This is a genomic window from Sphingobacterium sp. HSC-15S19, from assembly GCF_050433745.1.
GTDB lineage: Bacteria > Bacteroidota > Bacteroidia > Sphingobacteriales > Sphingobacteriaceae > Sphingobacterium > Sphingobacterium siyangense.
In genome coordinates, this window is sequence record NZ_JBNPWQ010000009.1 from 172,473 (window position 1) to 187,095 (window position 14,623).

General features: G+C 38.5%; 10 protein-coding genes and 1 pseudogene. 8 read left to right on the forward strand and 3 right to left on the reverse strand.

What is annotated here, in order from left to right; translation table 11 throughout:
* Window positions 1-38: 38 nt before the first annotated feature.
* The 3 genes from L1283_RS09630 to spt form a co-directional block, all read right to left on the reverse strand.
* The gene (locus L1283_RS09630) at window positions 39-635 is read right to left on the reverse strand and encodes a methyltransferase domain-containing protein (RefSeq protein WP_182982981.1); all 597 of its coding nucleotides are present in this window, start codon (window positions 633-635) and stop codon (window positions 39-41) included.
* Between the two features lie 71 nt (window positions 636-706).
* The gene (locus tag L1283_RS09635) at window positions 707-883 is read right to left on the reverse strand and encodes a hypothetical protein (RefSeq protein ID WP_182982982.1); all 177 of its coding nucleotides are present in this window, start codon (window positions 881-883) and stop codon (window positions 707-709) included.
* 291 nt (window positions 884-1,174) lie between these two features.
* The gene (spt, locus tag L1283_RS09640; protein WP_286847984.1) at window positions 1,175-2,368 is read right to left on the reverse strand and encodes a serine palmitoyltransferase; all 1,194 of its coding nucleotides are present in this window, start codon (window positions 2,366-2,368) and stop codon (window positions 1,175-1,177) included.
* Between the two features lie 618 nt (window positions 2,369-2,986).
* Here spt and L1283_RS09645 point away from each other — a divergent pair.
* The 8 genes and pseudogenes from L1283_RS09645 (at window position 2,987) to L1283_RS09680 (ending at window position 14,612) form a co-directional block, all read left to right on the forward strand.
* Window positions 2,987-5,206 carry an NADP-dependent isocitrate dehydrogenase gene (locus tag L1283_RS09645; protein WP_286847985.1) on the forward strand — a complete coding sequence of 740 codons (2,220 nt, stop codon included), beginning with the start codon at window positions 2,987-2,989 and terminating at the stop codon, window positions 5,204-5,206.
* A gap of 810 nt (window positions 5,207-6,016) precedes the next feature.
* A complete protein-coding gene (locus L1283_RS09650; RefSeq protein ID WP_115046028.1) occupies window positions 6,017-6,622 on the forward strand; it encodes an RNA polymerase sigma factor in 606 nt (201 codons plus the stop codon).
* 48 nt (window positions 6,623-6,670) lie between these two features.
* Complete coding sequence (locus L1283_RS09655; RefSeq protein ID WP_115046027.1) at window positions 6,671-7,861, forward strand: FecR family protein; 1,191 nt, start codon at window positions 6,671-6,673, stop codon at window positions 7,859-7,861.
* 119 nt (window positions 7,862-7,980) lie between these two features.
* Window positions 7,981-8,595 (forward strand): type I glyceraldehyde-3-phosphate dehydrogenase, encoded by a 615-nt coding sequence (locus L1283_RS09660; protein ID WP_115046025.1) that lies wholly within the window; start codon window positions 7,981-7,983, stop codon window positions 8,593-8,595.
* A 98-nt stretch (window positions 8,596-8,693) separates the two neighbouring features.
* Window positions 8,694-8,852: an SDR family oxidoreductase gene (locus L1283_RS09665; RefSeq protein WP_021190864.1), complete on the forward strand. Its 159-nt coding sequence runs from the start codon at window positions 8,694-8,696 to the stop codon at window positions 8,850-8,852.
* Between the two features lie 101 nt (window positions 8,853-8,953).
* Window positions 8,954-9,292, forward strand: a pseudogene (locus tag L1283_RS09670) (conjugal transfer protein TraG); the annotation flags it as partial.
* A 108-nt stretch (window positions 9,293-9,400) separates the two neighbouring features.
* The gene (locus L1283_RS09675) at window positions 9,401-9,796 is read left to right on the forward strand and encodes a hypothetical protein (RefSeq protein WP_115046024.1); all 396 of its coding nucleotides are present in this window, start codon (window positions 9,401-9,403) and stop codon (window positions 9,794-9,796) included.
* A 475-nt stretch (window positions 9,797-10,271) separates the two neighbouring features.
* Window positions 10,272-14,612, forward strand: coding sequence for a CusA/CzcA family heavy metal efflux RND transporter (locus tag L1283_RS09680; RefSeq protein WP_286735074.1), 4,341 nt, complete (start codon window positions 10,272-10,274; stop codon window positions 14,610-14,612).
* Window positions 14,613-14,623: the final 11 nt, after the last annotated feature.

The following is a 14,623-nucleotide window of genomic DNA, read 5'->3' on the forward strand; positions in this document are numbered from 1 at the left end:
TTTAAAATGTTTTTGAGGTTACTTTGTGAGCGCTAATTCTAGGAGCTTTTTCGCCAAAAGTTGAGATAACCACCAAAAGCAGTGTATTCAAGATCGAAACTTTCAGGGATCTCATCCCATCCGCTGTAATAGGAAACGACACGCGTACCGGCAGGTGTCCTGCGGAGCTGGTCCCAGAGATAGCTCGTATAACGATCGTAGAGTTTTGTACTAGGGAGGATTTTATTGTCTATCGGGCAGGATGTATCCAGGTTTTCAAAGAAAGAGTTGTAAAAGTAGAAAGCATCGAAGTCAGTAAAGGAAATCTGGTCTATGTTGGCATGTATAAATTCCACATTTTGGATATTATGTTTGCTGGCTAGGTTGTTGGATATCTCGACCAGTGATTCCCGCTGTTCCACTCCATAGAACATCCCGCTGGTACAGGAGGCGCCGACAAGACAAAATTTTCCTGCCCCTGCACCGATATCGAGAACTCTGTCACCGGATTGTTCAACAAGATATCGTGCTGCCATTTCTGCCACATCCACTGGTGTCCAGTGGCGTCCTGCAAGTTCTTTTATGTGGGGCGGATAAATTTCATTGAATCTGCTGTCATCGATAGAGATACCGGAACGTAAAAGTTTAAAGATCATTGCTTAATATTAACCTTGGCTGATGAAGTGTGGGCTTTGAGGGAATCCCCGGGATCAATTCGAACCTATTTCTAGAGTTCTCTGAGAAAATGGACCTTACCTGATTCGGGGTTGATTTCAACAAGTACTTTTCTGTGGTTCCCATATTCATAAATGTACCAGTGCGGGTGCTGGAGATCTCCCGCCGAATAAGATCTAAGGATATTTTCGCCAGTTTCCTTCGGTTTTTCCGGAAAATTATTGTCCATGGTATCCGTTGGTATTTTTGTTTTGCAATTTACGGATTTCTTTCCTCGGCTGCAACCTTCATAATAGTAAAAGGGAAAAATTCCTGCCGTTGTTCGCCGATAATAATCATAGCCTCGCTGTATCTAATTTCGGTTCTAAAGGATATTGGGCAGGCTTATTCTAAAGAGAGAACAATTACATTTATTAGGGGTAATTTTTTATAAACTCATCCGGATCAGAGTTTAAATGCTGAACTATTTATATAGAAGAAAAATAAATATTCAACTTTTTATAAAATTGATCATTTGCAATTATATAATTTCAACATTAAACAGTTTCAGTGCATTTTTTATTTTTTTTACAGCATATTCAATTTGCCCGAAGCTATGGGTTGCCATAAGGGAGAGCCTTATCATAGAACAATTCACAGCCACTGCTGGAGGAATAATTGCATTTACAAAAACACCTTCTTTCTCAAGGTAGTTTGTAATAAGAAATGTCTTATAATCGTCTCTAATATAAATTGGAATGATCGGGCTTTCCGAATTCCCCAGATCAAATCCTTCTTCCACCATAAGTTTCCTGGCATAATGTGTGTTATCCCATAGCTTCTCAATTAGTTCTGGTTCATTTTGAACGATATCTAATGCCGCAATTGCACTCGCGACCGAAGCGGGCGACATGCTTGCACCAAATATTAAAGATCTAGCGTGATGTTTAATATATTCTATCGTTATACGATCAGCAGCAACAAACCCTCCCAGAGATGCCATCGCTTTGCTGAAGGTTCCTGTGATTAGATCGACCTCTTTTGTCAAACCAAAATGAGATGCAGTTCCGGCCCCCTTAACCCCTAATACTCCTAAGCTATGGGCATCATCTACCATAATTGTTGCGTTATATTTCTTCGCCAGGAAATTAAGAGCAGGTAATTTAACGATATTACCTTCCATACTAAAAATACCGTCAACGACTATTAATTTAATGGCTTCAACAGGTAACTTTCTTAATTTCTTTTCGAGATCCTCCATATCATCATGGGCGAATTTGAATACTTTTGATTGCGAAAGACGACAGCCATCAATAATGGAGGCATGGTCATAGGCATCAATCAACAAATAATCAGAACGTCCGGTCAAACATGAAAGTAACCCTACATTCACCTGATAGCCGGTACTAAAAACCAGGGAATCTTCTTTTCCTAAAAAATGTGCTAATTTTTGCTCCAATTCAAGATGAATATCCAAATTTCCATTTAAAAACCTGGAGCCAGCACAGCCCGTACCATATTTATCTATGGCGTTCTTTGCAGCCTCCTTGATTTTTGGGTGGTTAGTGAGTCCCAAATATGAATTAGATCCGAACATCAATATCTGTTTTCCGTTTCTAGAGACTTCATTGTTATTTTCCGAACCCAAGGTTCTAAAATAGGGGTAGCTTCCAGCTTCCTTTAATTTATTTATATATGGCAAATTGGAAACTCTTTTAAAAAAAAGGTCATTCATCTAATTTCAGTTGCTTAAATCTTATTAATTATATTCAAATATCTTAACAGAATAATTTTATCAATTCCCTGAAATTCTAATCTAAGTTTGTCAAAAATTTAACGACATACAAATTTAACGACATACAAATCGGCATTCAGTGTAATATGCTCTTATATTTTGGCATGAAAGAAATCAACATACCTAACAACATCGGTCGGATAGCTTACTTATATCTACATGCTATCTATGGTTAGTAAATTATAAAAAAATAAAATACACTCTATCTTAGCTATTTACAGAAAAAGCAATATTCCAAATAAAATAATAAAAACTATTACTATATACATGAAGATTTCTGTCGATGCATGTTTTTCATATTTCCGCCAAAAGGATGTTTGCTTTGATTTAGTTTCGCGCATCATTCCAAATATTTGATTCAAAAATACAAAATTTTTAACACGTTTTAATGGATTGTACAAAATTATTGTTTAAAAAAAATCATTTAAAAGAAGGAAATTCTGAATTTATATCAGATTTTTTAAATTTAATCTTATCTTTAGGTGAGTTTTTGAGAAATAAAGATTTTTCAATCATTTCACAAAGTATTAAAATATAATATATTTCTAATAGATCATTATGTCAAACAGATCAAAAATTGTTTGGACAAAAACAGATGAAGCTCCGCTATTGGCGACTTATTCGTTTTTACCCATCGTCCAGGCGATTACCGCTACAGCTGATATCGACGTCGAATTGAGAGATATCTCTTTGGCAAGCCGTATTCTTGCTAGCTTTCCAGAATTTTTAAAAGAAGATCAAAAAATTGCTGACGCTTTGGCCGAGTTGGGTCAGTTGGCAACAACTCAGGAGGCGAATATCATTAAATTACCCAATATATCAGCATCGATTCCTCAATTGAAAGGTGCTATTGCTGAATTGCAAAAAGCGGGCTACGCTATTCCAAATTATCCTGATGAAGCCACAACAGAAGACGAAAAGTCAGTCAAAGCTAAATATGCAAAGGTACTTGGTTCGGCGGTAAACCCAGTGTTACGTGAGGGGAACTCCGATCGTCGTGCACCTAAAGCAGTTAAGAATTATGCTAAAACACACGCTCATAAAATGGGGGCCTGGTCCAAAGATTCCAAAACGAAAGTAGCGTCGATGACTTCAGGCGATTTCTACGGTTCAGAGCAATCCGTAACTGTTGAAAATGCTTGTCAATTTAAAATTGAATTTGTTGATGCACATGGTGCCGTGACAGAATTGAAGGGACTTTCTCCTTTAAAAGCGGATGAAGTAATTGATTCTTCCATATTAAGTTTAAATGCGTTAAAGGCCTTTGTTGCAGATGCAATAGTAGAAGCTAAAACAGCGGGTGTACTGTTGTCCGCACATTTAAAGGCGACAATGATGAAGGTTTCTGACCCGATTATATTTGGTGCCGTTGTTGAAACTTACTTTGCAGATGTTTTCGCACAATATGGTGATCTGTTCAAAAAACTCGGTATCAATAAAAATAACGGCCTGGGTGAGGTATATGCTAAAATTGCAGGCCACGCAAAAGAAGGCGAAGTGAAAGCCGCAATTGATGCTACTATTGCAAATGGTCCTGCATTGGCGATGGTCAACTCAGATAAAGGTATTACAAACTTCCATGTTCCTTCGGATGTCATTGTCGACGCCTCTATGCCAGCAATGATCCGTATCGGAGGCAAGATGTGGAATAAAGAAGGTCAAGAAGAAGATACGATTGCTATGGTTCCTGACCGTTGTTACGCAGGTGTCTATGCAGCAACTATTGAAGACTGTAAGGAGCATGGCGCATTAGACCCTAAAACGATGGGTTCTGTTCCAAATGTAGGTTTAATGGCTCAAAAAGCTGAAGAGTACGGATCACACGATAAAACTTTCCAAGCGGCAGGAAATGGTACTATCCGTGTGGTAGACGCTGAAGGAAACGTTTTCATGGAGCAAAAGGTGGAGGAAGGTGATATTTTCCGTATGTGCCAAACGAAAGACGCGCCCATCCAGGATTGGGTAAAATTAGCGGTAAACCGTGCTCGTCTATCTGAAACACCAGCAGTATTTTGGCTGGATAAAAACCGTGCACATGATCGAGAGATCATTAGGAAAGTAGAAAAATATTTACCAGAGCTTGATGCGACAGGATTAGATATCCGTATCTTATCTCCAATTGACGCGACCAAATTCTCATTGGAGCGCATTCGTAAGGGAGAAGATACAATTTCAGTGACAGGCAATGTACTGCGTGACTATTTGACGGATCTATTCCCTATTTTAGAAGTTGGGACATCTGCTAAAATGCTATCTATCGTTCCATTGATGGATGGTGGAGGTCTGTTTGAAACAGGCGCTGGCGGCTCAGCTCCTAAACACGTAGAACAGCTTCTTCAAGAAGGTTATCTAAGGTGGGATTCATTGGGTGAATTCTTGGCACTTGGAGCTTCATTGGAACACTTGTCCCAAACACAAAATAACCCGAAAGCTTTGGTATTAGCAGAGGCTTTAGATGACGCCACAGCAGAATTCCTGGCAAACGATAGGTCGCCAGCGCGTCGAGTGGGTCAGATTGATAGCCGTGGTTCACATTTCTATCTGACTTTATATTGGGCCCAGGCATTAGCGGCGCAAACTAAGGATACTGAATTAGCTGATAAATTTTCAGCTGTTGCAAAAGAATTGAAAGATAATGAGGTAAAAATCAATGAAGAATTGATCGCGGCACAAGGTAGTGCACAAAACATTGGTGGTTACTATTTCCCGAATGATGAGTTGGCAGCTAAGACAATGCGTCCTTCCGATACATTGAATAATATAATTGGGAGGATCTAAAGTAGAACCATTTCAAACCTTATTTATGTAATTCTCTGTTTGGCATTTTTTTTCTTATTATAGATAATATTTGATTTGGTACTATGATCTGAATCGAATATTATCTAAAAATAAAGAGCATAACATTTTTATTGATTTAATTGTCAATAGAGGTCTATTTCTTGATAAATCTTCATTTGACTGCTTTTCTTGTAAAGAGGGCGGCGAATATGAATTTCCGACCAACCCACACATGTTGGAAAGTCCAACTTAGCGAGTTTTACACGCATTAATACATTTGTGAAAATACGGCCTATTATTTCTATGTTTGGGTAGGAGCTGAGTATACCAACCAGTATACTAAAAAGAGGCTTAATGCTATCATGAAGCGAAGAGAGTATCCCCGGAGGATACTCTAAACCCCATTTTTGGTAAATGGGGCAAGAAAAGTAGGGCTCTGCCCAACTTCTGCTTGCTCTATTGTATCGTCCTATTATAGGACATCACCACACATGTAACAGAAAGATTTCCTATAAAATATCTCCAAGTGTTCCTCCTCTAATCGCTAAGGTCAATTCCTCAGTAATATCGAATTTCGTCTCAAGCGTTGCAATTATACCAGAAATGGCAGATTTTGTTGTTCCAGTCACACTAACTATATAAGCCCTTTATATATGCAAGCTAAAATGACAAGCCTCTCCGGATTATTCGGTTGGTCTACTCTGGTTTTTCGAATAGAAATACACTACTGTAAAACTACAGGTGGATGAGATATTATCCTTAATATAAATTTAATAAACTGTGATATGATTCTTTGATTAGTTTTGTGGTATGAAACAGATGTCTGACCAAGAATTACTCTTCCTACTTCAGAAAGATGACCAGAGTGCTTTTTCGTGTCTGATGTATAGATATACGGAGATATTGGTTCGACATGTTTCAAGGAGGTTGAACTCTGTCACAGATGCTGCGGAAATTGTACCGGATATATTTTTATCCCTATGGAATAAACGCCGAGATATTTATACGGCAGAAGATTCACTTTATCCATATCTTTTTAAAGCGGCGAAATATGAGGTTATAAACCGAATGATAAAAAATAATCGTATGGTTGTTAACGAACAGCTCCTAGCACAAAGCTACAAGATTTCATACACTTCTTCTATCGAAGAAGATATGATAGCAGAGGAATTAAAGCAGATTTTATATCAAGCTGTTGAAAAAATGCCAGAAACGATGAAGACAATATTCTATCTGAGTAGGGAAGAGTGTTTAAGTGTAAAAGATATTGCTTTAACGTTGTCTTTATCCGAACAGACAGTGAAGAATAATTTGACTTCGGCCTTAAAACATCTCCGTTTTGTAATTCGTCGAAACCATTATTCTACCTTACTTCTGATAAGTTTTACAATTCATATTAATAATACTATTTCATAATAATTTCTTAACAGTACCTGTGTCACTTTTTATTGGTTATACAGGTGAATGGAAAAGAACAATACACAAAGTCAGGCAAAGGCTTTATTAAGAAAATATCTACATGGGGATTGCACACCTGAGGAAGAAATGAAGGTGTTAAATTGGTATCAATCCTTAGATAAGTTAAGTAATATAGATGTGTCCGATGTTGATTTTCAAATACAAGCAAAAAAAATCAAAAGGGACACCATTGAATCGTTAAGTCGGAAGCGAAATACTCCACTTCAGTTGCTGTTTCAAAGACATCGGTATTTCTTACGAATAGCTGGAATATTTGCTGTCTTTATTATACTAGGAATTATAACCTTTAACTATTATAGGTCATCACATATAAGTCAAACTCATGTAGCTTCAGCTGTTCATCCTGAAGCAAGAGATATATTGCTTCCAGTAGATAGCTTACCTTCGCTCAGGTTGCCAGATGGTCGGATTACCTATCTGGGTGGAAATTTATTGTTAAACGAGAAATCGATCGATGTATCGCTCATTAAGGAGGAAAATGGAACTATACTTTACAAAGTTCAACAAAATTCTAATGAGAAATATCTTTCTAGTTTAACCAGAGAAACTATCATATTTTCTAGCCCTAAAGGATATAAAAGTAAGCTTTTATTAGCTGATGGATCAACCGTATTTCTCAATAGCGGAGCTTCTCTGGAATATCCGATTGTCTTCAAAAAAGAATCTAGGAATGTCAAGTTAATTGGCGAGGCATATTTTGAAATTGCGCATGCTATGGATAGACCTTTCTATGTAGAAACCCAACAGGCCAAGATTAAAGTTCTTGGTACAAAATTTAATGTCAGGGCATATTCAGATGAGGTTACGACAACAACGAGTTTGATTCAGGGAACGATCCGGTTGATAACTCCAAAGAGTAATGTAATATTAAAACCAGGGGATCAGTATTCAACAAATGAAAATGGCTTTAGTATGTTAAATAAAGGAGTCGATCTGAGTGATGTAACCAGTTGGAAAGATGGATACTTTAGTTTTAATGATGCAAAAATTACAGATATTCTTGAGCAATTAGGACGATGGTATAACATTGAAGAAATCAACATTGTTAAGAATTCAGAAGAGAAAATAACGGGAACGTTTCAACAGAGTAACTCTTTACGCGACGTATTAGATCGGCTAGAAGAAGTAAGTGATATAAAGTTTGAAATTAAAGGAAGGAGGCTTATGGTCTTATAGAATAACGGTGTAATATCATTAACGAGCAGACCAATAAAAAGAGCCAAGAACAGGGGCAATCGTTCTTGGCAAAAAAGTGTTGGTCTTAACAAATAATTCATTGATTCGGAATTTTTATTATGGGGGTAAATGAAAAAAACTACAATGGAGAAATTTTTGTATCTAACGCATCCTGCACTACAAACTGCGTAGCACCGATAGTTAAAGTATTGAACGATAATTTTGGTGTAGAAGAAGCCTTGATGACGGCAGTTCACGCAACAACTTCATCACAGAAAACGGTAGATGGCCCATCCTCAAAAGACTGGCGAGGAGGTAGAGCCGCTTCAAACAATATCATTCCATCGGCGACAGGAGCGGCTAAAGCTGTCGGGAAGGTCATTCCCGAACTTGCTGGTAAAATTACCGGATTATCGTTTAGGGTTCCTGTACTAGATGTATCGGTAGCAGATATTACTTTCCGACTTAAAACCCCGGCTTCTTACGAAGAAATATGCAATGCCGTAATTTATGCTGCAGAAAATGGCATGAAGGGAATTGTCGGATATACAAACGAAGATGTAGTTTCTACGGATATGATTGGGGAAACAAGAACGTCTGTATTAGATATAAAGGCAGGTATTTCATTATCTCCGACATTTGTAAAATTAGTTAGTTGGTATGATAATGAATATGGCTTTTCCAATAAAATTCTCGATCTGGTTGCACATATAGACAAGGTTTCTTCTAATTAAAAATTGCCTGAAGGAAATAATTTTATTGCTATAATAACCGAAAAAGAATTTCCTCTTTTTACTCTTGTGCCCTCATATAAAAAAATGAGTTTTACAAAATGAGTTTTACAAATAAAAACGTAATAATTACAGGTGGAAGCACCGGCATAGGACTTGCTACCGCACCCCTTACAGAAGGGATAAAAAAAGCATTGATTGATTTTTCCGCATTATTAAAACAAAAGTCCTTTTTCGATTTGTGGAAAAAGCATTTTTGACTACAATAAATACTAATTCGGCTACTTTTCTCAAGGAGCTTTAACACAATACGGCAAGCTGGATGTCATGGTAAATAACGCAGGTGTGGCCCGTCTTAGCCTCCGCACAATTAGACAGCCTTATTCCTGCTTCCAAAATTTCTACCTTAACGCAGGGTATGTTCGTGGGTTCCGTATCGGATAACTTTGATGAACGTATCGAGCAAAAAATATTTCACGCTGAAATTGTGGTGGACAATGAAAAGGTAGCAGCAGAAAGCAAATCCTATCAGCAAATACCAGAAATCCTTTCTTTTGTAGATGAACACGACGAGGATAAGATGAAAAAGCAAATTGAAAGCAATTACCGTCAGATAAAATCTGATGTGTTGAATATCGTTCAAAACGAAATGGAGCGCATCAAGAATGACCCGAATTTACAGCATTTGTTTTCGCAGTAAGTAACACTAATGAGTTTAAATTTCGAAATTTTGCAAATTTTATATAGACACAGTATAAATTACGGTGAAATGTCATTTTGAATGTTAGTTTTCCGTATATTTGTGTATATGAAAAAAGTGCTCGCAATATTTTTTCTAACTACGTATCTTATTTCAACAACAGAGTTAGGTCAGTTGTTGAAATTTCCTATGTTGGTCGAGCATTATTTCGAACATAAAGAAAAAAGCCCTCAAATTTCCGTTATTGAGTTTTTGGCACTTCATTACGAAGGCAATCACCTTGAAAATCATCCGCACGATGATGATTATGACCAGGATCAAAAGCTTCCTTTCATTATGCACGGAACTGTATTGAGCTTTTGCTTTGTATACCCCCAACCGATTTTTTTTGAATCAATTCATAAAATTGATATACAAAGATCCTCTAAGGTAGTTTCTTTTGATGATTCGTTCGTTTCAAATCAGTTTCTCTCTGCTATCTGGCAGCCTCCAAAATCTTGTTAATTCTTCCTTTTTGACCGATTGATTTTTTGTAAATTCTTTTTGCACTTTGCATAAGGAAAGCTGTTTTATGCCGTTTTTGCAAATTCCTTTGAATGTAGGTTGGTATTGTACTTTGGAGAAAGAACATTGTATTTCTTTTCGATTTCTTCCACAGTAAAAAACATAACCCCATTGTATTTTGTGATAATCTATTGCATAGACTTTTCTTATAGTACGATTGTATAGAATTTCATCTTCAACTCCATTATTAGGGTATTCTTTATACGCTGCCTGATGAATTGTTGAAGTACAATTTTGTTATGCACTATACTCATAGAGGAAAGTGTTATACCATTATTATGCATTCCTATCTCCATAAAATCGGGGCTTCTTAGAATGTGATCGTCAATTGGTTAATCCTGTTATTTTTTACGATAGATACTGCCGTATCTACCTGTAATTGTATTTAATAATAATTTGATTAACAAGTAAAATTATGCTTACTAAAATCATTGAGTTTTCTGTAAGAAATAAACTCATTATAGGGCTTTTGGTCATAGCACTCATAGGAATAGGTGCTTACCAAACCACAAAACTGCCCGTTGATGCCGTGCCTGACATCACCAACAACCAGGTGCAGGTTATCACCATAGCACCTTCATTTGGTGCGACAGATATTGAACGCCTGGTTACCTTCCCCATAGAACAAGCTACTGGCAATATTTCCGGCACCAAAGAAATACGCAGCTTTTCCCGTTTTGGACTTTCGCTCGTTACCATTGTTTTTGATGATGGTATAGATGTTTATTGGGCACGGCAACAAGTATCCGAGCGTCTTCAACAGGTTCAAAACCAGATTCCCCAAGGGATTGGCACACCGGCATTAGGACCCATTTCCACAGGATTGGGTGAAATATACCAATACGTGGTCCGCCCTAAAAAAGGGTATGAACAAAAATATGATATTGCTGAACTACGCACCATTCAGGACTGGATTGTACGCAGACAGTTATTAAGCGTGAAAGGGGTTGCTGAAGTGAGTAGTTTCGGAGGCAAACTCAAGCAATATGAAATTGCGGTAAACCCTGATAAACTCAACGCCTATGGAATCAGCATCAATGATGTTTTTTCAGCTTTAGAAGAAAACAACCAAAATACCGGCGGCGCATATATCGAAAAAGGGCCTACCGTACTATATGTCCGGAGTGAAGGTCTGATTGGCACTCTGGAGGATATAGGCAATATTTCCATTGCCAATAAAAACAACGAAACACCTTTGTTCATCAGGGATATTGCCACTGTAAAGATGGGGTATGCCACCCGTTACGGAGTGATGACTTACAATGACCAGGGCGAAGTTTCCGGCGCCGTTGTGATGATGCTGAAAGGAGCAAACAGCAGCGAGGTTATCAAGAATGTAAAAGCAAGAGTAGACCAAATACAGAAAACACTGCCCGAAGGCGTCGTAATTGAGCCTTTCCTTGACCGTACCAAAATGGTTAACAATGCCATCAGTACCGTAGAGAGAAACCTGATGGAAGGTGCACTGATCGTGGTTCTCGTGTTGGTTTTATTCCTTGGAAATTTCAGGGCAGGACTACTGGTGGCATCGGTTATTCCGCTGGCCATGCTATTTGCCATCTGTATGATGAATATGTTTGGCGTAAGCGGCAATTTGATGAGCCTTGGTGCATTGGACTTCGGGCTGATCATAGATGGAGCCGTCATCATTGTAGAATCTGTCATGCACCAATTGTCCCACAATGCCAGGTTTCAGCAAATGACCAATTTATCCAAAAAAGAAATGGATACCACGGTAATTGGTTCTGCGGGAAAAATGATGAACAGTGCTGTCTTTGGACAAATCATCATTCTCATCGTCTATCTACCCATCCTAAGCTTGCAGGGTATAGAAGGCAAAATGTTCCGGCCAATGGCACAGACAGTAGCCTTTGCCCTATTGGGTGCATTTTTGTTATCGCTTACCTATATCCCAATGATGACTTCCTGGGTGCTGAGCAGGAAAATCAGCCATAAACACAACCTTTCAGACAGGGGTATGCGCTGTGTAGAAGCTTTTTACCAAAAGTTCTTGCTAAAAGCCATCCGAATGCCCAAGCGCATTATCGCAGTGGTTTCAATATTGTTTATTGTGGCAATTTTTGTGATGTCAAGGTTGGGCGGTGAGTTTATTCCATCATTGGAGGAAGGGGATTTCGCAGTAGATACCAGGGTTTTGACGGGAAGTAATCTGAATACAACCATTGAAAGTACCCAAAAAGCTGCCCATATCTTAAAAACACGCTTTCCTGAAGTGATTAAAGTAGTCACCAAAATAGGAAGTGGTGAGGTGCCTACCGACCCGATGCCAATGGATGCCAGCGATATGATGGTTATTTTAAAAGACAAGAGCGAATGGACATCTGCCAAAACTTTTCCGGAGCTATCCGAGAAAATGAGCAAAGCTTTGGAAGACGTACCCGGAATTACCGCAGGTTTCCAGTACCCGGTAAATATGCGGTTCAATGAACTGATGACCGGTGCAAGGCAGGATGTGGTATTGAAAATCTTTGGGGATGATCTGGATTCACTCGCAGCAACGGCCGACAAATTGGGCAAAATAATCAATACGGTAGACGGTGTACAAAACCTTTATATAGAACCTGTCACCGGAATGCCCCAGATTATCATTACCTATAACCGCCCAATAATTGCCCAATACCATTTGTCTGTAGCCGGTATCAACAAGGTAGTCAATACGGCATTTGCCGGACAAAGCACGGGTTTGGTTTTTGAAGGAGAAAAACGTTTTGATATGGTCGTAAAACTAAATGCCGATGTGCGGAAGAATTTGGAAGACGTACAGAATTTATTAATCCCTACACCTTCAGGCAACCAGATTCCCCTTTCTCAGTTGGCCGAAGTAAAGATAAAAGATGGTCCCAACCAGATTCAGCGGGAGAATACACAGAGAAGAATTATTGTCGGTTTCAACATAAAAGGTAGGGATGTACAAAGTATTGTACTGGAATTACAGGGCAAAGTAAACAAGCAGATAAAGCTTCCGGCCGGGTACTCCATTACATACGGTGGTTCATTTGAAAATCTGAACCAGGCAAAAAGCCGTTTAATGGTTGCGGTGCCTATTTCATTGGCCTTGATATTTGTGCTTTTATTTTTTGCTTTCAAATCAGTGAAAGAAAGTTTATTGATTTATACCGCAATCCCATTGTCTACCATTGGCGGAATTTTCTTTTTGGCACTTCGCGGAATGCCTTTCAGCATAAGTGCAGGCATTGGCTTTATTGCGCTGTTTGGCGTGGCCGTTTTAAATGGGATTGTATTGGTGGCCGAATTTAACCGTTTAAAAAAATCAGGAATTAAAAACATTGTCCGCATAGTGGTGGACGGAACCGAATCCCGCTTACGTCCGGTACTGATGACCGCATTTGTGGCTTCATTGGGTTTTATTCCGATGGCAGTAAGCAATGGTGCAGGTGCGGAAGTGCAGCGTCCGCTGGCAACAGTAGTTATTGGCGGATTGATGGGCGCTACTTTACTCACGTTATTTGTGCTTCCCTTATTGTTTATCGCATTTGAAAAAGGGCTTAGACTGAATATATTCAAGAAAAAAACACTCACGTTATTGATTGTTTTAACAGTTACTTTAATGGGAACGGGTTCTGTAAATGCACAGGAAACAATCACATTGGACAAAGCGATTGCATTAGCGGTTCAGAATAACCAAAATCTAAAAACGGAAAACCTAAGAGCCGATTATGCCAAAGCGATCATCAAAACTTCGGCAGATATTCCTCAGGCCAGCATCACGGCTGATTATGGGCAGATCAACAGTGCATATAAGGATACCAAGTTCGGAGTTGCACAGAATATCGCTTTTCCAACGGTTTATAAAAGGCAAAAAGAGTTATTTACAGAGGAATGGAAATACAGTTTGCTGAATGTATCCCTGAAAGAATTTGAATTAAAAAAAGCGGTCACCCAAACGTTTTACAACATCCTGTTCTGGCAGGAAAAGGAAAAGCTGCTACTAAAGGCCAATTCATTATATGCCGATTTTTATGCCAGATCTTTGTTGCGCCTACAAAAAGGAGAAAGCAATGTTTTAGAAAAAACAACGGCACAAAATCAAAAGGCTGCCATCAATATCCAGTTGAAACAGGTACAGCAGGAATTGGAAAAGGCGAAGTTGCAGTGGCAATGGTTGTTAAATTCGGATACGGTTTATAAAGTGGAATCTTCTGAAAAAATACTCCCGTTACAGGTTAATGAAACAAATAAAAATCCCGTTTTAGAAGTTCTGGCACAGCAGAAAAATATTGCAGCGAGCCAAACCAAAGTAGAAAAATCCAAATTGTTGCCCGGTTTGATGATTGGTTATAATCTCAACAGTTTCAAAGGAACCGGTGCTGATGATAAGCTGTACAATGCCTCTCCGCAATTCCATTCGGTACAGGTTGGTGTTTCTATTCCTGTTTTTTCACAGGCGCAGAGAGCGAGAGTCAATGCTTCTAAAATCACCGAAAGTATTACAGAAAACCAATTGCAGGCTACAGGTGCTTATTTGCAGAACAGGTACAAACAATTCTTGGAAAGTTACCGGAGCAATCTAGAGATTGTAAACTATTATGAAAATGAAGGACTTAAAAGTGCAGATGTCGTTACAGAAACAATACAAAAGCAGTTCGTTAATGGGGAAATCAATTACCTGGATTTTGTGATACTCATTAATCAGGCCATCAACATTCAAAGCAATTATGCTGATGCTGTCAAAGCACTGAACGATACTATCATACAAATCAATTATATCAATTAAATTCTTATAAC

Bases quoted from the DNA above. Each gene is read 5' to 3' on its own strand.
- L1283_RS09630 (WP_182982981.1), bottom strand. From the start codon at position 635: ATGATCTTTAAACTTTTACGTTCCGGTATCTCTATCGATGACAGCAGA.
- L1283_RS09635 (WP_182982982.1), bottom strand. From the start codon at position 883: ATGGACAATAATTTTCCGGAAAAACCGAAGGAAACTGGCGAAAATATC.
- spt (WP_286847984.1), bottom strand. From the start codon at position 2,368: ATGAATGACCTTTTTTTTAAAAGAGTTTCCAATTTGCCATATATAAAT.
- L1283_RS09645 (WP_286847985.1), top strand. From the start codon at position 2,987: ATGTCAAACAGATCAAAAATTGTTTGGACAAAAACAGATGAAGCTCCG.
- L1283_RS09650 (WP_115046028.1), top strand. From the start codon at position 6,017: ATGAAACAGATGTCTGACCAAGAATTACTCTTCCTACTTCAGAAAGAT.
- L1283_RS09655 (WP_115046027.1), top strand. From the start codon at position 6,671: ATGGAAAAGAACAATACACAAAGTCAGGCAAAGGCTTTATTAAGAAAA.
- L1283_RS09660 (WP_115046025.1), top strand. From the start codon at position 7,981: ATGGGGGTAAATGAAAAAAACTACAATGGAGAAATTTTTGTATCTAAC.
- L1283_RS09665 (WP_021190864.1), top strand. From the start codon at position 8,694: ATGAGTTTTACAAATAAAAACGTAATAATTACAGGTGGAAGCACCGGC.
- L1283_RS09675 (WP_115046024.1), top strand. From the start codon at position 9,401: ATGAAAAAAGTGCTCGCAATATTTTTTCTAACTACGTATCTTATTTCA.
- L1283_RS09680 (WP_286735074.1), top strand. From the start codon at position 10,272: ATGCTTACTAAAATCATTGAGTTTTCTGTAAGAAATAAACTCATTATA.